This is a genomic window from Paraburkholderia sp. D15 (assembly GCF_029910215.1).
In the GTDB taxonomy this organism is placed as follows: Bacteria; Pseudomonadota; Gammaproteobacteria; order Burkholderiales; family Burkholderiaceae; genus Paraburkholderia.
Window position 1 is genome coordinate 1,257,510 of sequence record NZ_CP110396.1, and the last position, 26,397, is coordinate 1,283,906.

24 protein-coding genes are annotated in these 26,397 nt (G+C 62.2%); 10 read left to right on the forward strand and 14 right to left on the reverse strand.

Annotated features, from left to right (window positions below; genetic code table 11):
* Positions 1 to 34: 34 nt before the first annotated feature.
* Positions 35 to 877 carry a class I SAM-dependent methyltransferase gene (locus tag LFL96_RS25430; RefSeq protein ID WP_281003454.1) on the forward strand — a complete coding sequence of 281 codons (843 nt, stop codon included), beginning with the start codon at positions 35 to 37 and terminating at the stop codon, positions 875 to 877.
* A 13-nt stretch (positions 878 to 890) separates the two neighbouring features.
* On the opposite strand, the gene LFL96_RS25435 is transcribed toward LFL96_RS25430, so the two are convergent.
* From LFL96_RS25435 to xylA, 4 genes are all read right to left on the reverse strand, one after another.
* Entirely contained in the window at positions 891 to 2,090 is a 1,200-nt protein-coding gene (locus LFL96_RS25435; RefSeq protein WP_281003455.1) for a sugar ABC transporter permease, read from the reverse strand.
* On the reverse strand, positions 2,087 to 3,646 hold the full coding sequence (gene xylG, locus LFL96_RS25440) for a D-xylose ABC transporter ATP-binding protein (protein WP_281003456.1): 1,560 nt from the start codon (positions 3,644 to 3,646) through the stop codon (positions 2,087 to 2,089). The genes LFL96_RS25435 and xylG overlap by 4 nt, the downstream gene beginning before the upstream one ends.
* 79 nt (positions 3,647 to 3,725) lie before the next feature.
* Positions 3,726 to 4,754 carry a D-xylose ABC transporter substrate-binding protein gene (gene xylF, locus LFL96_RS25445; RefSeq protein ID WP_281003457.1) on the reverse strand — a complete coding sequence of 343 codons (1,029 nt, stop codon included), beginning with the start codon at positions 4,752 to 4,754 and terminating at the stop codon, positions 3,726 to 3,728.
* Between the two features lie 208 nt (positions 4,755 to 4,962).
* Positions 4,963 to 6,285, reverse strand: a complete 1,323-nt coding sequence (gene xylA, locus LFL96_RS25450; protein WP_281003458.1) for a xylose isomerase — start codon at positions 6,283 to 6,285, stop codon at positions 4,963 to 4,965.
* 272 nt (positions 6,286 to 6,557) lie between these two features.
* Here xylA and LFL96_RS25455 point away from each other — a divergent pair, with 272 nt between their 5' ends.
* The 5 genes from LFL96_RS25455 to LFL96_RS25475 all read left to right on the forward strand — a co-directional run bounded on the left by LFL96_RS25455 (position 6,558) and on the right by LFL96_RS25475 (position 11,838).
* Complete coding sequence (locus LFL96_RS25455; RefSeq protein ID WP_281003459.1) at positions 6,558 to 7,775, forward strand: DNA-binding transcriptional regulator; 1,218 nt, start codon at positions 6,558 to 6,560, stop codon at positions 7,773 to 7,775.
* 35 nt (positions 7,776 to 7,810) lie between these two features.
* Positions 7,811 to 8,884 (forward strand): aldose epimerase family protein, encoded by a 1,074-nt coding sequence (locus tag LFL96_RS25460; protein ID WP_281003460.1) that lies wholly within the window; start codon positions 7,811 to 7,813, stop codon positions 8,882 to 8,884.
* Between the two features lie 192 nt (positions 8,885 to 9,076).
* Complete coding sequence (locus LFL96_RS25465; RefSeq protein ID WP_281003461.1) at positions 9,077 to 9,388, forward strand: DUF4148 domain-containing protein; 312 nt, start codon at positions 9,077 to 9,079, stop codon at positions 9,386 to 9,388.
* A gap of 848 nt (positions 9,389 to 10,236) precedes the next feature.
* Positions 10,237 to 11,301, forward strand: a complete 1,065-nt coding sequence (locus LFL96_RS25470; protein WP_281003863.1) for a polyamine ABC transporter substrate-binding protein — start codon at positions 10,237 to 10,239, stop codon at positions 11,299 to 11,301.
* Between the two features lie 174 nt (positions 11,302 to 11,475).
* Positions 11,476 to 11,838 carry a cupin domain-containing protein gene (locus LFL96_RS25475; RefSeq protein WP_281003463.1) on the forward strand — a complete coding sequence of 121 codons (363 nt, stop codon included), beginning with the start codon at positions 11,476 to 11,478 and terminating at the stop codon, positions 11,836 to 11,838.
* An 86-nt stretch (positions 11,839 to 11,924) separates the two neighbouring features.
* Here the strand turns inward: LFL96_RS25475 and LFL96_RS25480 are convergent, their stop codons facing one another.
* Together LFL96_RS25480 and LFL96_RS25485 are read right to left on the reverse strand one after the other, a co-directional pair.
* Positions 11,925 to 13,418 carry a hypothetical protein gene (locus tag LFL96_RS25480; RefSeq protein ID WP_281003464.1) on the reverse strand — a complete coding sequence of 498 codons (1,494 nt, stop codon included), beginning with the start codon at positions 13,416 to 13,418 and terminating at the stop codon, positions 11,925 to 11,927.
* Between the two features lie 916 nt (positions 13,419 to 14,334).
* Complete coding sequence (locus LFL96_RS25485; protein ID WP_281003465.1) at positions 14,335 to 15,297, reverse strand: LysR family transcriptional regulator; 963 nt, start codon at positions 15,295 to 15,297, stop codon at positions 14,335 to 14,337.
* A gap of 118 nt (positions 15,298 to 15,415) precedes the next feature.
* Between LFL96_RS25485 and LFL96_RS25490 the strand changes: the two genes are divergently transcribed.
* Positions 15,416 to 15,601 (forward strand): 4-oxalocrotonate tautomerase, encoded by a 186-nt coding sequence (locus LFL96_RS25490; RefSeq protein ID WP_281003466.1) that lies wholly within the window; start codon positions 15,416 to 15,418, stop codon positions 15,599 to 15,601.
* Positions 15,602 to 15,707: 106 nt separating this feature from the next.
* Here the strand turns inward: LFL96_RS25490 and LFL96_RS25495 are convergent, their stop codons facing one another.
* The 4 genes from LFL96_RS25495 to LFL96_RS25510 form a co-directional block, all read right to left on the reverse strand.
* The gene (locus tag LFL96_RS25495) at positions 15,708 to 16,085 is read right to left on the reverse strand and encodes a DUF4180 domain-containing protein (RefSeq protein WP_281003467.1); all 378 of its coding nucleotides are present in this window, start codon (positions 16,083 to 16,085) and stop codon (positions 15,708 to 15,710) included.
* Between the two features lie 4 nt (positions 16,086 to 16,089).
* Positions 16,090 to 16,965, reverse strand: coding sequence for an alpha/beta hydrolase (locus tag LFL96_RS25500; protein ID WP_281003469.1), 876 nt, complete (start codon positions 16,963 to 16,965; stop codon positions 16,090 to 16,092).
* Entirely contained in the window at positions 16,962 to 17,387 is a 426-nt protein-coding gene (locus LFL96_RS25505) for a helix-turn-helix domain-containing protein (protein WP_281003470.1), read from the reverse strand. Before LFL96_RS25505 ends, LFL96_RS25500 begins: the two co-directional genes overlap by 4 nt.
* 77 nt (positions 17,388 to 17,464) lie before the next feature.
* Complete coding sequence (locus LFL96_RS25510; RefSeq protein ID WP_281003471.1) at positions 17,465 to 18,544, reverse strand: helix-turn-helix domain-containing protein; 1,080 nt, start codon at positions 18,542 to 18,544, stop codon at positions 17,465 to 17,467.
* Between the two features lie 70 nt (positions 18,545 to 18,614).
* Here LFL96_RS25510 and LFL96_RS25515 point away from each other — a divergent pair, with 70 nt between their 5' ends.
* A complete protein-coding gene (locus tag LFL96_RS25515) occupies positions 18,615 to 19,292 on the forward strand; it encodes a DJ-1/PfpI family protein (protein WP_281003472.1) in 678 nt (225 codons plus the stop codon).
* A 71-nt stretch (positions 19,293 to 19,363) separates the two neighbouring features.
* Here LFL96_RS25515 and LFL96_RS25520 read toward each other — a convergent pair whose 3' ends face one another.
* Positions 19,364 to 20,077: a hypothetical protein gene (locus tag LFL96_RS25520; protein WP_281003473.1), complete on the reverse strand. Its 714-nt coding sequence runs from the start codon at positions 20,075 to 20,077 to the stop codon at positions 19,364 to 19,366.
* A 55-nt stretch (positions 20,078 to 20,132) separates the two neighbouring features.
* Complete coding sequence (locus LFL96_RS25525) at positions 20,133 to 20,822, reverse strand: TetR family transcriptional regulator (protein WP_281003474.1); 690 nt, start codon at positions 20,820 to 20,822, stop codon at positions 20,133 to 20,135.
* Positions 20,823 to 20,887: 65 nt separating this feature from the next.
* Here LFL96_RS25525 and LFL96_RS25530 point away from each other — a divergent pair, with 65 nt between their 5' ends.
* On the forward strand, positions 20,888 to 21,541 hold the full coding sequence (locus LFL96_RS25530; RefSeq protein ID WP_281003475.1) for a glutathione binding-like protein: 654 nt from the start codon (positions 20,888 to 20,890) through the stop codon (positions 21,539 to 21,541).
* A gap of 235 nt (positions 21,542 to 21,776) precedes the next feature.
* Here the strand turns inward: LFL96_RS25530 and LFL96_RS25535 are convergent, their stop codons facing one another.
* On the reverse strand, positions 21,777 to 22,226 hold the full coding sequence (locus LFL96_RS25535; RefSeq protein WP_281003476.1) for a hypothetical protein: 450 nt from the start codon (positions 22,224 to 22,226) through the stop codon (positions 21,777 to 21,779).
* Positions 22,227 to 22,730: 504 nt separating this feature from the next.
* Between LFL96_RS25535 and LFL96_RS25540 the strand changes: the two genes are divergently transcribed.
* Entirely contained in the window at positions 22,731 to 23,363 is a 633-nt protein-coding gene (locus LFL96_RS25540) for an XRE family transcriptional regulator (RefSeq protein ID WP_281003477.1), read from the forward strand.
* A gap of 57 nt (positions 23,364 to 23,420) precedes the next feature.
* Here LFL96_RS25540 and LFL96_RS25545 read toward each other — a convergent pair whose 3' ends face one another.
* Entirely contained in the window at positions 23,421 to 26,330 is a 2,910-nt protein-coding gene (locus tag LFL96_RS25545) for an FAD-binding and (Fe-S)-binding domain-containing protein (protein WP_281003864.1), read from the reverse strand.
* Between the last annotated feature and the right edge of the window lie 67 nt (positions 26,331 to 26,397).

A 26,397-nucleotide genomic window follows, 5' to 3' on the forward strand; every position in this document is an offset into this window, starting at 1 on the left:
CAACGGCACGCGAAGCGCGACGAGGGTAACGACCATGACGACGAAACGACACGCCAACGACGAACAGACCCAACTCTGGAACGGTTCTTCCGGCGACGCGTGGATCGCGTCGAAAGATGTGCTCGACCGCATGTTCCAGCCGTTCGAAACGCTGCTCGCCTCGAAGCTCGTGGACGGCGGCGCTCAGCATGTACTCGATGTCGGCTGCGGCACCGGCAGCACGACGCTCGCGTTGGCGCGCCGGCTCAATGCCGATGGTTATTGCCTCGGCGCGGACGTCTCCGCACCGATGATCGCCGTCGCCGAAGCACGCGCACGACACGACAACTCCCGCGCGCGGTTTCTCTGCGCCGACGTGCAGACGCATCCGTTCGAGCCGCACCGCTTCGACGTCGCCGTCTCGCGTTTCGGCGTGATGTTTTTCGACGATCCGGTCGTCGCGTTCGAGAACCTGCGCCGGGCCATGAAACCCGCCGGCGCATTGCACTGCATCGCATGGCGCAGCGCGTCGGACAATCCATTCATGACCACGGCGGAACGCGCCGCCGCACCGCTGCTGCCGGATCTGCCCGCACGTCAGCCCGGCGCGCCGGGACAGTTCGCTTTCGCGGACCGGCAACGGGTGACGTCGATTCTGCAACAAAGCGGCTGGCACGGAATCGACATCCAGCCGCTCGATGTGGACTGCACGTTGCCGGAAAGCGAACTGGCCGCGTACCTCACGCGGCTCGGTCCCGTGGGGCGCGTGCTTCAGACAGTAGACGCGTCGAAGCGCGATGACATCGTCGCCACCATTCAAGCGGCGTTCGCCCCGTACGTGCACGCAGACGAAGTCCGTTACCGCGCGGCCTGCTGGATGATCGACGCGCACGCCTGAAGCGGCCTGCCGCTCACCGCCGGTTCGATCCCGACACCACATCGATCCACACGGCCAGCACCAGAATGCCGCCCTTCACGATCATCTGCCAGTAAGCGTCGACGTCGAGCATCGACATGCCGTTGTCGAGACTCGCCATCACGAGCGCGCCGATCAGCGCGCCGTACACGGTGCCGGAGCCGCCGCGCATCGACGTGCCGCCGATAAAGCACGCGGCGATCGCATCGAGTTCGCCCATCGATCCCGCCGACGGCGAACCCGCCGCGAGGCGCGCGGTATTGACGATGCCGCCGAACGCGCACATCAGCCCCATCAACGCGAAGATCGCCAGCTTCACGCGATTGGTGTTCACGCCCGACAGCCGTGTCGCCTCCAGATTCGAACCGACCGCATAGATGCGTCGCCCGAATACGGTCTGCGTCGCGATCCACGTGAAGATGCCCAGCAGCGCGAGCAGCAACAGCACCGGCACCGGAATGCCGCCGTAACGGTCGAGCGTCGCGACGAAACCGGCGAGGATCACGCCGGCGCCGACGACCTTCGCGACGTCCTGCCACACCGGCACCACGCGCAATTGATAGCGTTCACGATTGCGCCGCTGCCGCAGCGTCAGAAACGCGAGCAGCACGAATAGCACCACGGCGAGCAAGTCACCCACGAGACGCGGCAAATACCCCTGGCCGAGAAACACGAAACCGTCCGACACCGGCGCGATCGTCGAGCCGCCCGTGACGCCGAGCAGAATGCCGCGATACGCGAGCATGCCGCCCAGGCCGACGATGAACGACGGCACGCGCCGATACGTCGACCACCAGCCGTTGAACATGCCGACCGCCACGCCGAGCACCATGACGACGGGCACGGTCACGCCGATCGGCCAGTGGCGGTTCACGTCGAGTATTGCCGCCACGCCGCCGAGCAGACCGAGCAGCGAGCCGACCGACAGATCGATCTCGCCCGCGATGATCACGAACACCATCCCGCACGCGAGCATGCCGGTGATCGACATCTGCCGCAGCAGGTTCGACAGATTGCGCGGCGTGACGAACGCGCCGTGCGTGAGAAACGAAAAGAAAATCCAGATCGCGGCGACGGCGATCAGCAACGCGAGAATCTTGTAGCGCGCAAACAGTTGCTGGATACGCTGCGTGCCGCCGAACGCGCCACGCAGCGCGGCGCCATCGGCGGGTTGGGAAGTGACATCGGGCGTCATGCGGCACTCGCTGCGGTTGGGTTCGGGGATCGCTGCACAGGACGGATCGCGGCGCTGAGTATGTCTTCCTGGGTGAGGCCGTCGTTGACGAAGTCGCCTCTGAGCTCGCCTTCACCGATCACCAGCACGCGATCGCTGATGCCGAGCACCTCGGGCAATTCGGACGACACCATGACGATCGACATGCCGCGCTGTGCGAGCTGAAAGATCAGTTTGTAGATTTCGTATTTGGCGCCGACATCGACACCGCGCGTGGGTTCGTCGAGTATCAGCACAGCCGGATCGGTCAGCAGCATGCGCGTGAGTACCGCCTTCTGCTGATTGCCGCCCGACAGACTCGCGATGGACAGCATTGGATGCGCGGCGCGCACCGAGAGACGCTTCATCTCCGTATGGATCGTGTCGAGTTCGGCGGCCGAATCGATGCGGCCGCCGCGCGCGAAGCGCTGCAACACCGCGAGCGTGATGTTATGGCCGACGCTCAGTCCCGGCACGATGCCGTGACGTTTGCGATCCTCCGGCACCATGCCGATGCCCGCGCGAATCGCATCGACGGGAGCGCGAATCTTCAGCGGCTTGCCGTTCATCAGCACCGTCGCCTCGCTCACGCCCGCATAAGCACCGAACACCGCCTCCATCAACTCCGTGCGGCCGGCGCCCACCAGCCCCGCCACACCGAGAATTTCGCCGCGACGCAACGTGAACGACACGTCGTTCACGCGTTTGCGGCGCGGATTCGTCACGTCGAAACAGGTCACGTGACGCGCTTCGAAAATGACGTCGCCGATCGGATGCGGCTCGCGCGGAAACAGATTCTTGATCTCGCGGCCCACCATCAGCGCAATGATGCGGTCGGTGGTCAGCGCGTGCATCGGCTCGGTCGCGACGTGACGGCCGTCGCGAATCACGCTGATCGTGTCGCATACGGCGGCCACCTCGTCGAGCTTGTGCGAGATGTACACGCACGCCACGCCACGACGTTTCAGATCGCGCACGATGTCGAGCAGAATACGAATCTCGGATGCGGTCAGCGACGACGACGGTTCGTCGAGAATCAGCAGCTTCGCGCGCTTGTTCAACGCCTTCGCGATCTCGATCAACTGCTGGTGGCCGCCGCCGTAGTTCATCACCGGTTGCGCGGCGTTGATGCCGCTGATGCCGAGTTCGCGCAGCAGTTCGTCGGCGCGCTGATACATGGCCGCGTAATTCATGCGGCCGCCCGGCAAGGTGATTTCGTTGCCGAGAAAGATGTTCTCCGCCACCGACAACTGCGGCACCAGCATCAGTTCCTGGTGAATGATGATGATGCCGGCGCGCTCGGTGTCGCGCACGCTGGCGGCCTTCAGCGGCTGGCCTTCCCACGTGATCTCGCCGTCCCACGTGCCGTACGGATAGACGCCGGACAGTACTTTCATCAACGTCGATTTGCCCGCGCCGTTCTCGCCGCACAGCCCGACGCACTCGCCCGGCGCGACCGTCAGGTCGATGCCGTCGAGCGCCTTCACACCGGAGAACGCCTTGACGATGCCCCGCATCGTCAGTAACGGTTGAGTCATTCGCTATGCCTCGCTGCAAGGCGTGCGGCGGCCTCGACACGCTGAACGCGTGCCGGGGTCCGCCGCGCGCACGTTACGCTCATTGGCTCGCGAGCTGGGCCTGGGTATAGAAGCCGTCCTTGACGACGACGTCGACATTGCTTTTGGTAAGCAACGTGGGTTGCAGGAGTACCGTGTCGACCTTCTTCCTGCCGTTGTCGTATTGCGCGTTATAGGCGGGCTTCTCGCCCTTGGCAAGCGCCACGGAGAGTTTCGCCGCTTCGCTGGCGATCAGTTTCAGCGGCTTGTACACCGTCATGGTCTGGGTGCCGGCAATCACGCGTTTCACGGCCGCCAGATCGGCGTCCTGCCCGGACACCGGCACCTTGCCCGCCATGTGCTGCGCGGCGAGCGCCTGGATCGCGCCGCCGGCCGTGCCGTCGTTCGATGCGACGATCGCGTCGATCTTGTTGTTGTTCGCGGTCAGCGCATCCTCGACGATCCGCAGCGCGGTGGAGGCGCTCCACTCCGGCACCCACTGCTGGCCGACGATCTTGATGTCGCCCTTGTCCATGGCCGGCTTCAGCACCTTGAGCTGGCCTTCGCGCAGCATCTTCGCGTTGTTGTCGGTCGGCGCGCCGCCGAGCAGGAAGTAATTGCCCTTGGGCTGCGCGTTATAGACGCCCTGGGCCTGCAGCTCGCCGACCTTTTCATTGTCGAAGGAGATGTAGGCGTCCACGTCGGCATCGAGAATCAGGCGGTCATACGAGACGACCTTGATGCCGGCCTTCTTCGCTTCGGCGACCACATTGCCGAGCGTTTTCGAATTGAACGGCACGATCACGATCACGTCCACGCCGCGCGAAATCAGATTCTCGATCTGCGAGATCTGCCGCTCCTCGCTCGCATCCGCCGATTGCACGGACACTTTCGCGCCGAGCTTCTCGGCGGCTGCGACGAAATAATCGCGATCGCGCGACCAGCGTTCGACGCGCAGGTCGTCGATACAGAAGCCGATTTCAGGGTGATCCTTGCTGGCATGCGCGAGCGGCGCCGCCAGCGACAGACTGGCGAGCACCGCTCCACAAACGAACGAACTCAATACGGTACGACGCGTTGCGAATTTCATGTCTCTCTCCTTCTTCTGATAGCCGGAATACCGGATTGGACGATCCGCGCTGCGAGCCGCGAGACCGGACAAGCGATTTAGCCAAAGCTTTCTGTTTCGCACGGTCGACGTGGCCGTGCGATTTTTTTATCGTGATGCGTTTTCTACTGCGCTTTCCACCGCGCTTTTTATTGCCGCTTCCTCGGACGCCTTTGCTTCAGCGTGCTTCTCAACGCCCGCTGTAAATTGCCTGATTCACGATGCCTTCCATCAACTCCTGACGGCCGCTCGCATGTTGCGGATTCAATTGCCGCGCCAGCGCATCGGCCGCCAGCGACGACAGCGAAAAATCGCCCGACAGGATCTTGCGGCCAAAGTCCGCTTCCCAGCCCGCGTAACGCTCGCGCTTGAAGCGATCGAGCCGATCGTTTTCGATCAGCGCCGCCGCCCGCTCGACGGCGATCGCGAGGTTGTCGATCGCGCCGATGTGGCCGTAGAACAGATCTTCCGGATCGACGCTTTGCCGCCGCACTTTCGAATCGAAGTTCATGCCACCGGTGGAGAAACCGCCGTGCTTCAGAATTTCATAGAAAGCCAGCGTCAATTCCTCGACGCTGTTCGGAAACTGATCGGTATCCCAGCCGTTCTGCGGATCGCCGCGATTCGCATCGACACTGCCGAAAATACCGAGCGCGTACGCGGTGGCGATCTCGTGATGAAACGAGTGACCCGCGAGCGTCGCGTGATTGGCCTCGATATTCACGCGGATCTCCTTGTCGAGTCCGTATTGCAGGAGGAAGCCGTGAACGGTCGCGACATCGTAGTCGTATTGATGCTTGGTCGGCTCCTGCGGTTTCGGCTCGATCAGCAACGCGCCTTTGAAACCGATCTGATGCGCGTGGTCGACCACCATGTGCAGAAAGCGCGCGAGCTGTTCGCGCTCGCGCGCGAGATCCGTATTGAGCAAGGTGTCGTAGCCTTCGCGGCCGCCCCACAGCACATAGTTTTCGCCGCCGAGCCGATACGTGGCGTCGAGCGCATGACGAACCTGGGTCGCGGCGAACGCGAAGACTTCCGGATCGGGACTGGTCGCGGCACCCGCCGCGTAACGCGGATGCGAGAACAGATTCGCCGTGCCCCACAGCAAGCGGATGCCGGTGTCCTGCTGTTTGCGCGCCAGCACGTCGACCATGCGCGAGAAGTTCTCGCTGTATTCGCTAATGCTCGTGCCTTCGGGCGCCACGTCGGTATCGTGAAACGTGTAATACGGCGTGCCGAGCTTCGAGAAGAACTCGAACGCGGCGTCGGCTTTTTGCCGTGCGCGTTCGAGCGCGTCGCCGGCCTGCTGCCAGGGTCGCTGGAAGGTTCCTTGCCCGAAGATGTCGGTGCCGGGCCACACGAACGTGTGCCAGTAACACACGGCGATGCGCAGATGTTCTTCGAGCGTCTTGCCGAGTACCTTTTTGTTCCTGTCGTAATGGCGATACGCAAGCGGATTGTCCGATTGCGGGCCTTCGTAACGGATCTCGGGAATGTGTTCGAAGTAGGACATCGGCGTCTCCAGTTTATGGTGCACTGCAACCCGCACGGCATCGCCGCGGCGGTCGACAAGGTGACGCCATGCTGACGCTTGCGAACTGCATCGGCAATTGCGAAATTGCGCAGCGTGCTTGATGTTTCTTACCGCCCGCATTTTTGTTTCGCACGGCCACACGATTCGCGGCCTAGAATAACCAGACGCTTAAAAAACGAGGCGGTATAAACCCGCATTCAACAGGAGACGAAGGCGCGCAGGTGATCCGGAATCCGCGCGCCATTCATGCCATGACCCGTCCGCAAACACCCCAGACGACCCATCGGATCGCGCTGCTGTTCAACGCGAACAAGGTCTACGACCGCGAGATCATCACCGGCATCGGCAATTACCTGCTGTCCACGCGCGTGGCGTGGGATCTGTTTCTCGAAGAGGATTTTCGCTGCCGGCTGACCGGCATCGAGCGGTTCGACGGTGACGGCATCATCGCGGATTTCGACGACCCCGCAGTGGGCGAAGCGCTGCGGGATTGTCCGTTGCCGGTGGTCGCGGTGGGGTCGTCGTTCGAAGATCCCGCGCACTATCCTCCGGACTTACCCTATATCGCCACCGATAACGGCAAGCTCGTTTCGCTGGCTTATACGCATCTGATCGGCGCGGGTCTCGAACACTTTGCGTTGTACAGCCTGCCGCAAGCGCAGGAGAACCGCTGGGCGCAACAACGCGAACTGGCATTCGCGCATTTGCGCGAGGCGGACGGACGGGACGCCGGGCAGATCGACAGCGAGATCTATCGCGGGTTGTCCACCAGCGCGCCATCGTGGAACCAGGCAACCGAACAACTCACCGCGTGGTTGCGGCAATTGCCCAAGCCCGTCGGCATCATCGCCGTGACCGACGCGCGTGCGCGGCATCTGCTGCAGGCCTGCTTGATCGCGGGTATTCCGGTGCCTGAGGAAGTGGCGATCATCGGCATCGACAACGATCCACTCACGCGAACGCTGACGCGCATTCCGCTCTCGTCGGTGATTCAAGGTACCGAGGAAATGGGCCGTACCGCTGCCCACTTATTGCATCAGATGCTGCACGGCGCGCGCTTTCCCGGCCGGCGCATTCTCGTGCCGCCGGTCGGCATCAACGTGCTCGAATCGACCAAACATCAGCCGCTCGCGAGTCCGTATGTGATGCGCGCGCGGCACTTCATCCGGCAATACGCGTGTCAGGGCATTCGCACCGAACAGGTGGCCGACTATGTGGGCGTATCGCGTTCGTCGCTCGAAGAGTACTTCCGGCGCGAGCGGCAGTGTACGGTGCACCAGGAAATCCTGCGCCACAAACTCGATGTGGCGAAAGCACTCCTCGCCAAACGCGACGCGTCCAGCGCGGAGGTCGCGATCCGTTGCGGCTTCACATCGTTGCAATACATGTACGCGGTATTTCGACGCGAACTCGGCTGCACGCCGCGCGAGTATCAGGAGCGCGCGAACGCCACGTCGACGCCGGGTTAAAACACGCTTCCATTTTTTGTTTTTTTAATGACGACATGATCAGCATCGCACAACTTTCCTCCGAGCCATGGGGCGTGCTGCCCGGCGGCGACCCCGTGCGGCTGTTCACACTGCGCAACGCGCATGGAATGAAAGTCGCGATCAGTGACCTCGGCGCGACGCTGGTCTCGTGGCACGCGCCGGATCGCGCGGGGCGTCTCGGCGACATTCTGCTGGGTCACGACACGCCCGCCGACTACGCGGCGTCCACTACCTACATGGGCGGCTTGATCGGTCGCTGGGCCAACCGGATCGCCGGTGCGCGCTTCACGCTCGACGGCATCGAGTACATGCTGGATCGCAACGAAGGGGCGAATCTCCTGCATGGCGGCACGACGGGTTTTCATCGCGCGCTCTGGGAGGTCGGCGAAGACAACGGCGCGTTGCTCATGCGCCTGGAGTCGCCCGAAGGCGATGCGGGTTTTCCGGGCAACATCACCGTGCAGGTGCGCTACACGCTCGACGACGACGGTATCCTGACGATTGCCTACGAAGCCGTCACCGATGCGGCGACGCCGTTGAACCTGACGAGTCATCCGTACTTCAATCTTACCGGACGGCCTGGCACGGACATTCGCGGCCACGTGCTGTCGATCGACGCCGACCGTTTCTTCGAAGTCGACGCGGCCATGATCCCCTCCCGGCTCGCGGATGTGGCGGGCAATGCATTCGACTTCCGCCAGAGCGCGCCGATCGGCGCCAGGCTCGACTGGCCGCATGAACAACTGGCGCGCGCGCGGGGCTTCGATCATTGTTACGTGCTACATGACACGGCGGACAGCAACGCGTCATCTGTACGCCCGGTGGCTTGCGCATACGATCCGGGCAGTGGACGCGAGCTCACCGTGTCCACCGATCAGCGCGGCCTGCAGTTCTATACCGGCAACTGGTTGACCGGCGACACAGCGCGCGGCGGTGCCGTCTATCAGGCGCACGCAGGGCTGTGCCTTGAGGCGGGCGGCTTTCCGAACCAGGTCAACATGGCGGAGCAGGAAGCCGTGATCGTGCGGGCGGGCGATACGTATCGCCAGATCACCGCCTACAAGGTGGGCGTGCGCGAGGGCGTGTGAGCGCGCATGAGTGCATTTTTCACGATTCCACCGACCTTACGGCACGCCTTACATCCCGCCGACTTACCGTTTGCTGCAATACTGAATTAACCTCCCGGCCGTTTTCGCCGGTTCTCCGGCTTTCTAGACTTCCGTGAATGGTGCCAAGGATTGCCGTGGCGCCGGATTAAAAAATTCACGGAGGGATCCATCATGAAGTCGCTCGTCAACACCATCGCATTGGCGGTTGCATTCGCCGCACCTGTCGCCGCATTCGCGCAGGCCGACCAACAACCGCTTACGCGCGCGGAAGTCAAAGCGCAGTTGAAACAACTCGAGGCTGTCGGCTATAACCCCGCGGTTGCAACCGACGCTACCTATCCGGCCGATATTCAAGCCGCCGAAGCACGCGTCGCCGCGCAGAACGCGACGGGTTACGGCAGTCCTTCGGGCGGCACCTCGCAAACGGGCACCAATGCACCGATGGCGAATCCGACCATGCCCGCGCCGTCGAACAGCCAGTGATACCGGTAGCACGACCGGTAGTTTGAAATCATTCGATGCGAGCGCAGTCATGCGCTCGCATTCGTTTTTGTGCACCGCATCTTCATCGCTCGCGCAATGCGAATGCATCACGTGATTGCATACGACAACGTCCGATTCCGCGCGACCATGACAGCACGGTGTCAGAAATGTCTTTGACGAAAATAATGACTCGGCTATCCTAGCGCGGCAGTTCAGTGATTCTCGCCGCGTGGTTGTCGTTGATATGGCGAGGATATCTACTCAACGTCGCTTCGGGTTCAATCGTGAAAGTCCGTGGTCCATTGGTGAGATACCAGCGCGGTCGGGAAAGAACGATCCTGTTCGGCTGTCCGATCGCTCATCAGGGGAGCAACTGCGCTTCGCCATCCCGCTCCCTGTCTATCGATACGGTACTGTCGCGCCGCTCCGTGCGCCGGCATAACGTCATCGCCGCTCCCTCCGCCATTCCCGTCCGTACCGACGAAATCGCGTCGCTTCTGCCTTAGCGCCTTCCTGTTTCGCGCCCTGCATTGCAGGCGTTACGCCGCTTGATTCCGGCGGTGCGTTTGCAATGCGTTGGCCTGTTCGCGTCCATGCAAGTTCGCTTGCCGGCACGAAACGGCTGAAAGGGTTCGCCTGTTCAACTGCGCTTTAACTCTGCTGTGCGCTTCGCGCCGCGGCAGGCGGCGTCACGCCTCTTCTCACCGCTCGCATGCATTGCGACGGCGTGGGACGAGTGGACCGTCACGACCGTCCCGCATGCACGCGTCGGCGCAGCGAAACGTGAAGATCGATAACCAGGAGATTGCAGAATGAAGACCCGTACGATGCTGTGCTCGCTGACCGCCATGACTGCATTGAGTGCGATGAACGCCGCTTGCGCCGCGGACACCTCGCTGAATGTGTACAACTGGTCCGACTACATTGCGAAGGACACGATTGCCAACTTCGAGAAGCAGTCCGGCATCAACGTGAAATACGATAGTTACGACAGCGACGACACATTGCAGGCGAAACTGCTGGCAGGTAGTTCCGGCTACGACATCGTCGTGCCGACATCGAGCTATATGGCGCGTCAGATCGAAGCCGGCGTGTATCAGAAGATCGATAAATCGAAGATGCCGAATCTCGCGAATCTCGATCCGGGCCTGATGAAACTGATCGCCGACGCGGACCCCGGCAATCAATACGGTGTGCCCTGGGCATGGGGCACGGACGGCATCGGCTACAACGTACAGGCGGTGAAAAAAGCACTCGGCGCGGATGCGCCGGTGGATAGCTGGTCGCTGATATTCGACGCGGCCAATCTCGCGAAGGTCAAGAGTTGCGGCGTGTCGTTCCTCGATTCGGCGGCGGACGTTTTCCCCGCCGTGCTTCAGTATCTGCACAAAGATCCGAACAGCACCAATCCCGGCGACTATCAGGCGGCCTACGAAGTACTGAAGAAGGTTCGACCGTACATCACGCAGTTCAATTCGTCCGGCTATATCAACGACCTCGCGAATAACGACATATGCGTCGCGTTCGGTTTTTCCGGCGACGTGGGAATCGCGCGGCGGCGAGCATCCGAGGCCAGGCGATCCTATGAAGTGCGCTTCTCCAATATCAAGGACGCGGGTCTGCTCTGGATGGACGTGATGGTCATTCCAAAAGATGCGCCGCATCCGGAAGCGGCGATGAAGTGGATGAACTACATCGAAGATCCGAAGGTGAGCGCCGAGATCACCAACGAAGTGTTCTATCCGACCGCGAATCGCGCCGCGCGGCAGTTCGTCACGCCGGCTATCGAGCAGGACGCGAACGTTTACCCGCCTGAAACGGTGTTGAACAAGATGACGCTGATGCGCCCGCAACCGGCGCCGATCATGCGGCTGGAGAACCGGTTGTGGGCCCAGTTGAAGTCCGGTAGCTAATAGCGGCGACGCGATGCCATGAGCAGGCCCGTTGTTTTCAGATGAGTCTTTTCCGGCGTGGCGCATGCAGTGGGTGCGTGTGCCACGCTTTTTTTGCCTTGTGTTCTTTTGCCTTGTGTTCTTTTGCCTTGCGCTTTTTGCGCCGATTTTTATCCCGCTCTTATCCAGGACATCATGAGTATTTCGAACATCGTCGATTTTTCGCTGCCCGCCAGGGAGAGTGTCGAGTACATGCCGAAGCCGGAAGCGATTCTGGCTGGCACACCGTTGCAACAGGTTCATGCGCATTTCACCAGTCCCTGCGGTCAACTCGCCGCCGGGCTATGGGAAGGCGCTTGCGGCACGTGGAGCGTGAATTTCACCGAGAGCGAATACTGCGAAATTCTCGAAGGCGTATCCGTGATTCGCGATGCGAACGGCACCGGTAAAACCGTTCGCGCCGGCGACCGATTCCTCATTCCGGCGGGATTCAAGGGAACATGGGAAGTGCTGGAGCCGTGCAGGAAAGTATTCGTTTCCGTGGAATTCAAGGCTTAACGAGCGATTTTCGTCAGTGCCGATGAGAGAAAAAAGAGAGGCGCACGTGATCGTGCACCTCCCCTAAGTTTTTCTCATGTTTACCGTCAAACGGTGTAATGCTTCGGGTCCGCGATGATCAAGTCGCCGTACGAATCGTTCTTGTAGTTCGACATATCGAACTTCACCTGCTTTGTCTCCGGGTCCAGCATGTTGTTCACGAGTATCAGATTTTTCGCCTGGCTGTTTCGCGCAATGCCATCGAGTTTCGGCACGGTGAATACGCCTTGCGATTGCGGTGAGAGAAAGCGCGCCGTCACCGAATCGTCGTGCTTCGAATAGGTGATGGCGACCGCCCGCTCGAAGCTACGCATCGGCTGTCCCGTAGCCGGCCAGCCGAACATCTGCGGCGAGCGCGACAGGAGTGTCACGGAATCGGCACTCATATTCTCGTTGATGTTCTTCAGGTACGGTTTCGCTTTCGTTGCGAAGCTCTTCTCGCGCTCGGACAAGGCGGTCTGATAGTAACGCTTCGCGGCCGCCGTCGCGTTAGCCGGCAGTTCGCGCGGCACGCCGTCTTTCGGCGGCGTCCCCGGTTTATTGCCTTGCGCTATTTCGAACGACTCGACCGCGGGTCGCATCGCGTGCCGGTAGAGCGGACCGAACCAGTTGACCAGCGGCGTGGCGTTGAGCGCGGCTTCCTTGTACTCGGTGTGCATGGCGTCGGCTTCCGTATTGCGTCCTTCCGCGCGCAATTTGTTGACCTCGCCCCGGAGTACTTCCGCGTGGTGGATCTCGGCAAAATTCGGAAACAGCAAAGCCGCCGCCGCGGCGGGAGGGAAGGCGAACGCCGCGGCCGCCGCGGCGAGCCCGCCAAACAGATGGACCGCGTCGTTGCCCACGTTCCATTTGGCCTGTTCGCTGTCCGGATGCGCTCGCAGTTCCTTCGCGTCCTTGCCCAGTTGTACGCTGGACGGCACGACGCCAAGCACGGTGCCTCCGGCGGAAAGCGCTTTCGATGCCAGACCCAGCATTGCGCCGCCTCTTATGTTGGCGGCGGCAATGACGTCGCCGGCGGAACCTACTACATCGGAAGACAACGTCAGTGCGCTCAATGCGCTTGGGTTCTCCTTCTGATTCTTGATGTCCGACGCGAGCGCCATCGCGTCGACCACGACCCAATGTCCATTCCCCCTGACGCTGCTCGGCACCCTGTCACGCCAACCCGCAGTTGCCGCGACAGGGACGTCGATCCGTTCGGGCATTCGCAAGGTCTGGCTCGATCGATCGCGTGTCAGCGGCGCCGCCGTCGTAGGGGCCCGCCATTCGGTTTTTTGCGTGCGCTGATTCCGGGTTTCGACGCTCGCCTGCGACGTACGGCCAATCCCTGACGTTCCAGCCGCATGATCGGTCAGCAGCGGCAACCGTATCGGCGTTTCGCGTTCGCGCGCCGCTGCATGCGTCTGCGACGAGGTTCCCGCCTGCGTCGCGGTCTCCGCATGAGCGGCCGTTGCCGCGCGCGTCGTATCGGCCTTCGGCGAATGCGTGGCCTGCGGAGCATCGTGAAACGGGCCTGCCTCCGTTTGCATCTCACGGCTCATTTTCTTCGCTCCAGTCAAGGCGTCGAACGATGGATGCGGATCGGTCTGCACGTGCTGACTGGGTGCCTGATTCGACGTTTGCGTGGCTCTGTTCACGTCGGCGACCGTGGTTTGCGCCGGCGCATCCCGTTTCGCTCGCGCATCGCTTGGAAGATGGGGCGACTCAAGCGCTTGCGGCGAAGTTTGCGTGCCCGAGTCGACGGTTTTTCGCGTAGCCGGTCGAGTCGGCGGAGATGCGGGTCGCGGATTCAATTCGCGCAATTCGACCGCGCCCCGTTCCGGCGACGAGATCAAGCGCGAATACGTTCTTTGTCTTACCGGCGCGAACAGATAATTGCGCACCGTCGCCCGCTTGTCCTGAACGTTCGAGAAATCGATGGCGTAGCCAATCGCGTTTCCCAAACCCTTGGCGATCTGCAATAAGGTTCCGCCAGTGGACTGAGTGCTTCCGGGGTCGCCCAATTGTCCAATTAGTCCCGCCGCTCTCAGTGTGTTACCCACTATTCCGTTAGCCGCATAGCCCATCCGGTTGGCCTGCATGAGCGCCGCCGGAATGGCGTGTTGAGGCACGGTCTTTTGCAGTGCATTCCAGGCAAGATTCAAACCGCCCGCCTTGAAGTGCAAACTATTGCCGAATGGCGCGGGGACCGACGACGAAACGGATTCGTCATGCTGCGGAATAAAGATCGCCGGAACGACGGACTCTTCGTCTTTATCGTTCTCTCCATTCCGCCCACCACCGCCTATTTGACCCGGGTCGTTCGTCACCTGTGCCGCGCTGCGAGGAAAACTGTTCGAGATTGACGTCGTCATGTGAAAGCCTCTGATAGTGCAACGTGAGCGTTCATTGAAGCACGCTCGTTTCAGGGCTATGTGCTACGCACGTAGAGTGACGATGCTTCCCGGCAGGCTGTTTTCAGCGACGTTTTTTCTGCACACTTCTTTCAATAAGCTTTCTCGACAACTTTTCCGGGGGACGCGACTCCCGGCTTTCCAGCCCGAATCGCTCCATCAGAAAATCGATCACGCTGCGCAATTTCGCGGTCGGCCGCCGATCCTGCGCGTAGATCAGATGCATCGGCGTGGGCCGATACGACCACGACGGCAATACCGGTACCAGGCGGCCAGCCGCGATATCGTCGACGAGCAGTACTTCCGGCTGCAGCACGATACCCGCGCCGCTCAAGGCAGCCATCCGCAATGCGCCGCCATGATTCGACGTAAAGCGCCCCTTGACCGTCATGTCGCAAGTTTCGCCGCCGGGACCGACCAGACGCCAGAGATCGTGCCGGCTCCAGTACGACAAGCCGAGGCAGGTGTGCGCATTCAACTGCGTCGGATGATCCGGTTGTCCATGCTCGCGCAGATAGCCCGGCGCCGCCGCGAGAATCCGCCTATACGGTTGCAGCGGACGCGCAACGAGATTGGCGTCGTCGATCTCGCCGATCTGGATGCCGAGTTCGTAACCCTCGTCGATCAACGCATGCGCGCGGTTATCCAGCGTCAACTCGACACTCACTTCCGGATGACGCGCCAGATAATCGGTCAGTACCGGCACCAGGCTATGACTGCCGAACGTGACCGGCGCCACCAGTCTTACCTGCCCGCGCGGACTGCTCTGCAATTCCGATGCGCTCGCTTCGGCCAACTCCACTTCCGCCAGCGCGCTTCGGCAGCGTTCGAAATAAAGCCGTCCCACTTCGGTCAATTGCTGACGCCGTGTCGTGCGATGAAGCAGACGCGCGCCAAGACGTTGTTCGATCGTGCGGATATGTTTCGCGACCATCGTCGGAGAGACGTCGCTGAGCGCGGCCGCGGCGGCGAAACTGCCGCTTTCCACGACTCGCACGAACATCGCCATGCCGGCGAGCTTATCCATGATTGAGAACCTGGCGGTGTTGAATGACTGAAATCATCGCATGTTTATCCGCGCTTCAATGTGCCCGACACTGCGTGTACTGGCTTTCCATCCGGAACGCCGCTAACGGAGAACTGTCATGCCTGTCCTGCATCTGGAAATGCTGCCCGGCCGCACGCTGGAACAAAAGCGCGCGTTCGTTCGTGAAGTCACACGCGTTACCGTCGAAACGTTGGCCTGCCCGCCGGAAAGTCTCGACGTGGTCATTACCGAAGTGCCGCGCGACGCGTGGGCGAAGGCGGGTAAGTTGATTGCGGACGCCTGAAAGAGCGGCCGGGATTGAAGTCGAAGTCGAATGGAAAAGCCGCTTCGCTATCGCGCGTTCTGCGCGTCAGCGAGGTGGCTTTGGCACACCGAGACAAGGCACGAAACTAATGGCATGGTGCCTTTTTCCTGGTTGCATCAAAACGCCGCTCCAGTTCATTCAGATCCGCAACGAACCATAGCGTGTCGCCACGATTACTTTCGTGAGTCAATGCACGCAATGCAGTACTTTGCTCAAGCCACGAAGCGATGTTCCCGACGACGGCCACCTTCAATTGATAATTGATCAACTTCTGCACGACACGGCCGGCCATTCCCGTCGCGAGCTTGAAGAAGTCGTCAGGCAACGCGACGCTGCGCAATACGACCCAACTCGCGTCATGCTCGCGTGCGGCAACGATCAGTGCATCGACGTCGCGTTCATCGGCAAGCCACCGCTCGTCGTTTTCCGCGCTAACGAGAACACGCGTGTCGCCCAGGGTCAATCCGCTATATCGCACGATGCAATGCCTCCTCGCGAGCAGCTAGAAACCCGGCAATCGCATCGCCCTGCCCGCGAATGAAATGCGGTTGCTCCGCGAAATAGCGGACATCCGCGTGCGGCACCAGCCGACGCAACCGCGCCAGCGACTCCGTCGAATCGAGCAAAGCATCGCGACCACCGAGCATCGTCAACAGCGGCACGGCAAGCGTGCGCAATTGCGCATCGGTGAAAACGGGAATGGTGCCGAGCCGTGGACGAAAACCACGGTCGATCGTCTCCATCAGATCAAGCATCGCGCGATCCGCGGGTTGAAGATCGTCGGGCATCGGACCGAGCACGATGTCGCGAATACGCCGGCGCCCCCATGCGCCAAGTAGCAGTAACGGAGCGATCTTCAACAGAAACGGTTTTTGCCTGCCTATGCCGGAAGGACACAACAACGCGAGCCGCTCGACGCGCGCCGGTTTGCGAATCGCGAAATCGAGCGCCATCCACGCGCCGAGGGAAATGCCCACCATCGCCGCGCGGTCGAGTTGCAGTGCCTGCATCACGTCGTCGAGCCACAGCGCGTAGGCGTCGCTCGCCAGGGGCGGACGAGAAGGCGCGCTCAAACCGGCTTCACCGATCACGTCGATCGCATAGACACGAAAGCGCTGCGCCCAATCGGACACGTAACGCATCCAGCTCGCCGAGTTGGTCTGCGAGCCGTGCAGCAGCAACACGGCAGGCGCATGTTCGGGGCCGGAGGCCAGCACGAAAGTGTGGCCCTCGCGAGTCGGCAGCGTGAGATGACGGCATGGCGCCGGCCAGTACGCGAGCGTGCGCCGGTAGACGTCAAGTACTTCCGCTGCCGCGCGCTTCGATCGGAAGATCGGCTTCATGGCTGAAAGGCGTCGAGCAGCGTGTCGAGCATGCCGAGCAAGACAGCGGCGTCACCGGACGCAGCGATGATCACGATCTTCAACTGACGTTGCGCCGGATCGAAGATCGTCTCCAGATGAATCGGATAAACGGGCGAAGTACGCGCCGTCAATGCCGCCTGCAGATTTTGCGCGATGTACTGATGAAGCGCCTGCGATGCATCCGGTACTTCCGCGATGCTGGTGACCCGCGCCGCCATTGGCCTCGCCGCGACCTCGGCCGGCACACCGGCGAACGCTTCCAGGTCCGCGCGCTGAATGCGATACGCCTTGCCGACGCGCGTGGCACGCAGTCGCTCTTCGCGGATGAACCGCAGCACGGTTTTTGGGTGAAGGCGTAAGCGGTCAGCCGCTTCTTCAACGGTGTAGATGGCGTCGAGCATCGCGATAGGCCGGAGTAGCAACGCCAGCAATATTCCCTAATGCTCCTTATTTTGTCAAATAAAAGGAACTTTAGGGATTATTGCGCGCGTTGCATCTCGCCCTGCCCCGACGCAAACCGCTCGCGATACGCCTGCGGCGTAACCGCGATCGCGCGCATCAAACTACGCCGCATGGTCTCCTCGCTGCCGAAACCGCAGCGCGCCGCGATCCGTTTGATCGGCAACGACGTATCGACAAGCAGACCGAGCGCCGTCTCGGTGCGAATCTGTTCGACCGCGCGCGCCGGCGTTTTGCCGGTCTTCGCGCGATAGTGGCGCATGAAGCTGCGCTCGCTCATGCCGACACGCGCGGCCAGCACCGCGATCGACAGATCGACGCTCAGGTGTTCGACGATCCACGCATGCAGGTCGCCGAACTGATCGTCGTCCTGTTGCAGCGACAGGGCCGCGCTGAACTGCGACTGTCCGCCCGGTCGCTTGAGAAACACGACGAGTTCGCGCGCGACGTCGAGCGCCATCGAGCGGCCGAGATCCTCCTCGACCATCGCGAGCGCGAGGTCGATGCCCGCCGTCACGCCTGCCGACGTCCAGACCTGACCGTCTCGCACGAAAATCCGGTCGGGCTCCACCTGGAGCGCCGGAAAGCGCCGCACGAGTTCGTGACAATGCGCCCAGTGCGTGACGACGCGCCGTTGGTCCAGCAGCCCGGCCGCCGCGAGCAGAAACGCACCGGTGCAGACCGACGCGACACGCCGCGACGCGGCCGCATGCTGGCGCACCCAGCGCAGCAAAGCGGCATCTTGCGCCGCTGCATGAACCCCGCGCCCACCCGCGACGATGAAGGTATCCGACGGCGAGCGGCCCGACGGCAACGGGTAGGTTGCGAGCCCCAGGCCGGCGGACGACATCACCGTGCCCGGTTCCGTGGCGATCACACGCGGCTCGTAGCATGGAGCAAGACCCCGCTGCCGCGCGATTTCGTTCGCCGAGGCGAACACCTGAACTGGCCCGGACACGTCGAGAAGCTGCACGTTCGGGAAGGCGAGCACGTTGATCGAACGAAGGGTTTTACGCATGGCAGGGATAAGGTCTGGCGGAAATCGAGGGGTGACTGGCATTCCTGCCAGACGATACTTGCGTACAGTGGATCTGTCCATCCACGCAGAGTTGGCCTGCCGTCAGGCCGCTTCCTTTTTTGACCGACACTTTCACCGACGAGGTACCGCAATGACGCTCCACATTGGCCTGCTCGTGTTTCCGCGTGTGCAGCAACTCGATCTGACCGGACCGCATGACGTTTTCGCATCGCTGCCCGATACCGTTGTGCATCTCGTATGGAAAGACCGTGCGCCGCTGCAGTCGAGCAGCAACCTGACCCTGGTGCCGAGCGCGACCTACGACGACTGCCCCGCGCTCGATGTGATCTGCGTGCCGGGCGGCGTCGGTGTCAACGACTTGATGGAGGATCGGGAAACGCTCGACTTCATCCGCCGCCAGGCCGCCGGGGCGCGCTACGTGACCTCGGTATGCACGGGTGCGCTGGTGCTCGGTGCGGCCGGCCTGCTGCATGGCCGCCGCGCGACCACGCATTGGGCGTTTCACGAGCTGCTCGCACCGTTGGGCGCGATTCCGGTGCGCGAACGCGTGGTCCGCGACGGCAATCTGCTGACCGGCGGTGGTGTGACGGCGGGGATCGATTTCGCGCTGACGCTGGCAAGCGAACTGGTCGGAGAAAAGGAAGCGCAGGCAGTGCAGCTTCAGCTCGAATACGCGCCCGCGCCGCCGTTCGATTCGGGCAGCGTCGATACCGCGCCGGCATCGATCGTGGCGCTGGCGCGCGAACGTTCCGCGGAATCGTTCGCGCGGCGCAAGGCGATCGTGGACCGCGTCGCCGCGACGCTTTGAGAAGTTGGCGCTGGGGCGGCGTCGACGATAAGACGCGCGGCGCGCGGCTCGTTCGTTAAGCCGGCGTGAGACTAGCCGGCGACGCTAGCACGACGCCAGCGCCCGGTGTCCGGACACACGACAACCGGTTCGCCATCGAACCGGACCTGTTCGTCATCGGGCAGAGTCGATGCAGCGGAAGCGACATCGAATGCGATATCGAGCGCCTCGCTGACGTGCGGATCTTCGATGGCGAGTTCCCACGTGAGGAAGATCTGCACGGCGTCGTCGTCCGGCGCGAAGGCGGTGGCATCGAAGCGATCGTTGTCGCGCCGAATCACGCCATGCGGTTGGCCGGTGTCGAACAACAGCGCCGTGCCTCGCGTCAGCGGAATGCGTCGGCCGGCGCCCGGGAAATGCACGTCCTGCCCACGGTCCTCGCTCACGAAGAGATTGCAGAACGCCGCGCCGCCGTATTGGCTCGCATCGTGGTGATAGCGCGCGCCACGGCACGCCATCAACGCGACATCGCTGGACGCCAGCACGCCGGGCAAGCCGAGCGCGCTCAACCAAGCCGACATGGCTTGCACGCAAGCCGTGTAGTTCGGCCAACGCGCACGCGCCCTGGCCAACGGCATGACTTCGACGTCGCCGGGTTCGAGCACCATGTTGGTCGCGATTTCCCGTTGCCAGTCCGCGATCAGACGCGCCGGCGGCATCGGAATGTCGAGCGTGGCGGATCGCACGATGCTGCTGACGCGTCGGCTGCGGATCACGTCGCCGCTCCAGAAGAACGATGTCAGCATGCCACGCTCTCTCCGCCCGCTTCTTTCACCGAGGGCTTATATCCGCTCGACACGATCACTTCCTTTTGCGCGGAGCGGCCGGCGTTTCGGGTTTTGCCTCGGGTTTTGCCGACACCTCGGTAGGCGTCCCGCACATCATCGCAACGCCGGCCTTGGCCGTGGCGCGCAACGATGCGCGCGAATCTCCGGCGCGCGACCGCACCGCAAGCGTGTGGAGGATCGCCGACGCGATTTTCGCCAACACGGCGGGATTCGCGGATGCATCGATTTCGCCTTGCGCCCTCGCACGCTCGAAACGCCGCTCGAAGGCGGCATCGAAAATATTCAGACCTGCGGCGAGTTTGTCGCGAACCTCTTCATCCGCGCGCGACTCGGCGAGTGCCGTGCCGATCAGAAAGCAGCCGCGCGGCGTATCGCTGCCAGGAAAGTAGATGGCCAACGCGCCGTCATAGACGGCCATCAACGCGCTGCCCAATGGACGCTCCCCGCCGAGCGCAGCCTCCATTCCCTGCAGACCGTACTCGATGTAGCGATCCAGCGAGCTCAGGTAGAGCGCGTGCTTGTCGCCGAACGCGCCATACAGGCTGGGCCGATTCATACCGGTGGCCTCGCTCAGCGCGTCGAGCGATGTGCCCGCGTAACCGCCTTGCCAGAACGCGTCGCGCGCGTCGCTGAGCGCCTGATCGGGATCGTAGTTGCGAGGCCGCCCGCGCGCCCGCTTGTCGTTTTTTGTACCGTCATGCATAAAAATAGTTGCCACCAGTGATTTTTATACACTATAGTACAAAAACAATATCAACGACGGGAGTGATGAGCATGGAGCTTTATTTTTCGCCGCTGGCGTGTTCGCTGGCCACGCGTATCGCGTTGTACGAAGCGAGCGCGGACGCGGGTTTTATCGAAGTGGACAACCAGTCGAAGCGTCTTCGCGACGGTTCCGATTTTTACCCGATCAACGCTTTGGGGCAGGTGCCGGTTCTGCGCACCGATGACGGCTGGTTGTTGAAGGAGAACACCGCCATCCTGCCGTACGTTGCGGACGCCTATCCGGAAAGCGGGCTGGCGCCGGCAGCGGGCACGGCGGCGCGCGCGAAGCTGCAGGAGTGGCTGGGTTTCATCAGCACGGAATTGCACAAGGGTGTATTCGTGACGCTGCTGGACCCGGAGGCATCGGCGGAGGTGCGGAGCTACACGCATCAGCGCGTGGCGCTGCGCTTTGGCGTACTGGACCGGCATTTCGCCGAGCACGAATTCCTGCAGGACGGATTCAGCGTCGCGGATGCGTATCTCGTGACCGTCCTGAACTGGGCGCAATACAGCGGTATCGATTTGAAGGCATGGCCGAATGTGAAAAAGTACTACCTGAAAATGGCCGAGCGGCCGACGGTAGCGAGAGCGCTGGCGGAAGAAATGCAGCTTTTCGCGGAAGAGCAAGTCAGGCGCAAACAAGCGAAGGCATCCTGATTAACCCAGGGTAGACCTCAGGACCGACTCCGGCGGCTCGCAAAGCGCCGCCGGAAGAGTGATTGATATGCCACTGGCGCGGCGTGCGCCAGATGAAGGATTTCAGCGGCAACATTAATCGACCGCAAATAGCGGGACAAAAAGACACCGCTACACGACATCGCAAGATAATACTCAAAGCCTCAAAACCGCCAAACGCGAAACCCATCCAACCTGTCGCGGACGCCAGTCTCGCTTACCACGGCGACCGTTTATCGCTCTTCCCAAATCGTATAACGCGCGTTTCAGCTTCGTCGACGGCGAACACCGGTGCGGACAGCAATTGCTGCTCATGCAGATCGAGAATACGAATAATCGACGAGCAATCCGCCACCGCAATCGACCATACGTTCTGATTCGCGCTGCGGGCTGCGGCATCCAGAATGCGCTCGGCGTCGAGATATAACTCGCGTTCCGCCGTGCCGAACCCGGCCTGTTGCAGATACCAGGCAAGATAAAGCGCCTTGACGAGTTTGACCAGTAACTCGCCATTGCCGTTACCCGTTTTGAACGCGGCCAGCGCCAGATGCCAGCAAAGCGACTGCTCACGCACATAGTTCGCGCTATGCGGCAGAAGATCGGCCTTACCCAATGGTTTTCGGCGCGTTTGATTCCCCGTTACCCGTTTTTTACGATGCTGAGACATGGATCGTTATTCTGCGTGAAGCCGTTTTTTAATCCCAGCATCGTAATCGAAACGGCACACGAACATAACCATACGGACAACATTTAACAAAAAATAATCAATATGCTGTCAGCATATTTTCGCGGCAAATTCATTATTCTCGACGGACGTTGTGTTATTCCGGCGGCGGCATGCTCGCATTAGAAGAGGCATTTGGAATACGCTAATCCGTGCCGACCGCAATCACGCTTCCACACGCAATTTGATTCGGGTAATAAATGCGATCGAATCGAATTGACCGGCAAGATATGCCAGTTTTCCAATCGAGCGATGGCTTATCGCCGCCATCTCACACCCGGAAACGTCCCGCGCTCCCAGCTACGCGCCATCCGCGTTTCCGATAAGAAAGAAAATCATCGAGCCGCCGCGCCGCGCCTTCCCTCACCGGCCGAGGCCGCGAGTCTCAATGTTATGATCGGAAACACCACACGCCCACGAAGGCGAGCTTTCAAGCTGTCGGACCCCATGGATACTCATCTCACCAAACCCGCCGATCCCTCCACCGCGGACCTCGGCCGTCGCGTGCGCGCCGCCCGTCAGGCGCAGGACCTGACGCTGGAAACCGCGAGCCGCCTGTGCGGCGTATCCCGCTCGACGCTTTCCAAGGTCGAGAACGGCCTGATGTCGCCCACCTTCGACGTGCTGCAGAAAATCGTGCTGGGTCTGAAGATCGAAATCGGCGAGTTGTTCGGCTCGACGCCCAAAGTCAGCGCGAGCGGCCGTCGCGCGCTCACGCGCAGGAACGAAGGTCAGCGTCACGCGTACCGCGGCTATCAAATGGAATTGCTCGCCACCGACCTCGCGCACAAGGCGATGCTGCCGTTCCGCATCCGCATCTCCGCGCACACGCTCGATGCCTTCGACGACTGGGGCCGTCATGAAGGCGAAGAGTTTCTGTACGTGATCAGCGGCAGCGTGTGCCTGTATTCCGAGCTGTATGCGCCCACGCATCTGAATGCCGGCGACAGTCTGTACTTCGACAGCCGCACCGGCCATGCCGCGGTGTCGACCAGCGAGGAAGACGCCGAAGTGTTGTGGATGGCCACCAGCGCCGACATTCCATCGGCGCCGGCCGCTGGCGAGACCTCGAAGAAATAACGCGTCCGCCCTTACGCATCACTCCGCCGCGACATCCACGTTCACCCTTTCACACTTTCACACGCTCGCGCCTTCCCGCGCCGCCGCCAACGCACGCTGCGCGAGTTGCGCGATATGGAGCGTGTGCTGCCCGGTCCCCTGTTCGATCTGCTCGCGGCAACTGAAACCGTTGGTCAAGACGATCGTCTCCGCATTCGCCGAGCACGCGTCGCGCACGGCGGGAAACAGGGTGTTCTCGCCGATCTTCTCCGACAGATCGCGATGCGCGGCATTGAAGCCGAACGAGCCGGCCATCCCGCAGCACCCCGTGTCGAGCAGTTTCCATGTCACGCCGAGTTTGTTCAGCAACGCTGCATCGCCCTGCATGCCGAATAGCGCCTTCTGATGGCAATGGCCGTGCACGATCACGTCGGCGGCGAGCGTCGGCCATTCGAACGGCTGACGCGCGACGAAATCCGAAAACAGGAACGTTTGCGCGGACAGTTGCTTCGCCAGCGCGTGACCGGGAAGCTGCTTCAGCAACTCGTCCTTGAACACCGACAGACAGCCGGGTTCGAGACCGACCACCGGGACACCGGCGGCGATGTCGTCCGCGAGATCGTCGACGATATGCGTGAGCAGTTCACGCGCGCGTTCGAGCAAGCCGAAATCGTAGAGCGGGCGTCCGCAGCACAGGCGCCGCTTCGGCAGCACCACGTGCCAGCCGAGTCGGGTCAATACATCCACGGCGGCTTGCGCGACGTCGGGCGTGAAGTGATCGTTGAACGTGTCGATCCAGAGAATGACCTTTTTGCCCGCATCGCTACGCGTTGCGCTCGACACGGGCGACGCACGCCTGGCCATCTGCCGATACGTGGTGGTCGCGAAACGCGGCAGCTCACGCGTCTGCGCAACGCCCGCGATCCACTTGCCGAACGACGACACCCCCGGCGCGGACGTCATGAAATTGGTCAAGCGCGGAAAGCGCGCGGCCCACGGCGCCCACTCGCCGATGCGACCCATGAACCACGCCTGCCGCGGACGCCGATGCGTCTCGTGATAGTGCGATAAAAACTCGGCTTTGTACGACGCCATGTCCGTATGCGTCGGGCAATCGGATTTGCAGCCCTTGCACGCGAGGCAGGTATCGAGCGCGTCCTTGACCTCGCGGCTCTGCCAGCCGTCGGCGATCACGTCGCCTTGCAGCATCTCCCAGAACAGATGCGCGCGGCCGCGCGTCGAATAGCGTTCCTCGCGCGTGGCGCGATAGCTCGGGCACATCGTGCCGCCATCGAGCGAGCGGCACTTGCCCATGCCGATGCAGCGCTCGATCTCGCGCTGGAACCCTTCGCCCTCGGCGCTCGCGAACGTGAGCTTCGTTTGCAGGGTCACCGGTTTGTAGGCCGGGCCCATCCGCAGATTTTCGTCGGCGCGATAGGCATGCACGACCTTGCCCGGATTCAGCCGGTTGGCCGGGTCCCAGATCGCCTTGAACTGCTCCATCGCCTGCATCAGTTCGGGGCCGTACATGATCGGCAGAAACTCGGCCTTGGCCTGGCCGTCGCCGTGTTCGCCCGACAGCGAGCCGCCGAATTCGACCACCAGCTCCGCCGCTTCGCGCAGAAAATTGCGCCACGTCGCCACGCCCGCCGCGCTGCGCAGATCGAAGGTGATGCGCGCGTGCACGCAGCCGTCGCCGAAATGACCATAGAGACTCGTCTCGTAGCCATAGCGGTCCACCAGCGCCTGAAACGCGCGCAGATAGTCGCCCAGGCGCAGCGGATCGACCGCCGCATCTTCCCAGCCGACCACCGGATCGGGCGTGCCGTCGTCCACCGACAAAGCCACCGCCGACGCGCCCGTCTCGCGAATCGACCACACCTTCGCCTGCATCGCGCGATCGTCGACGAGCATTGCCGATACGTTCGGCCCTGCTTCGCCCGACGAGAAATACGCGGCGGCATCGCGCGCCTGGCGCAACACCGCCTCTTGCGTATCCGCGCCGAATTCGAGCACGACCCATGCGTCGCCGGGCGGCAGCAACGCGATCTCGTCCTTCTTCAGACCACGCGCCTGCAGACCGCGAATGATCGCGCGATCGAGTCCCTCGATCGCGATCGGCTCGCAGCGCATGAAATGCGGCACGGCATCCGCCGCGGTGTAGATGTCGGTGAAGCCGACCACGACGATCACGCGCTTCGCCGGACTCTTCACGAGACGCACCTTGGCCTGCAAGGTCACCGCGCAGGTGCCCTCGGTGCCCACCAGCGCACGCGCGACGTTAAAGCAGTTTTCGGGCAGCAGTTGATCGAGATTGAAGCCCGACACGCGTCGCTTGATGCGCGGAAATTTCGCGCGGATCTGTTCGGCGTAGGTGTCGCGCAACTGCCGCAGCGCCGCGTAGATTTCGCCCTGACGGCCACCGGCCGCGATGATGCGTTCGAGTTCGTCGTCGGCGGTGGGGCCGACCCAGAAACGCGCACCGTCGAAGGTTGCGATTTCCAGCGCCTCGACATTCTCCACGGTCTTGCCCGCCATCACCGAATGCGCGCCGCACGAGTTATTGGCGATCATGCCGCCAAGCGTGCAGCGGCTGTGTGTGGCGGGATCGGGGGCGAAGGTGAGGCCATGTCGTTCGGCGGCATCGCGCAAGGTGTCGCAAACCACGCCCGGCTCGACGATCGCCGTGCCCGCAACCGGATCGATCGACACCACGCGGTTCACGTACTTGCTCGCATCGGCCACGACCGCGACGTTCACGCACTGGCCGTTCTGCGACGTGCCGCCGCCGCGCGGCAGAAATGGCACGTCGTTGCGGCGGCACGCGGCGAGCGTGGCCAGCAGATCGTCGACATCCGCCGGCACCACGACGCCGAGCGGCACTTGCCGGTAGTTCGACGCATCGGATGCGTACAGCGCTTTCGAGCCTTGATCGAAGCGCACTTCGCCGCGCACGTGACTGCGCAGATCCGCCTCGAGCGCCTGCATCACGGCGGCGGTGCGCCTGAACGGCGTGGCAGGCGCGCGCCGTGCGTGAGCCGTGCGCGGCACGGCC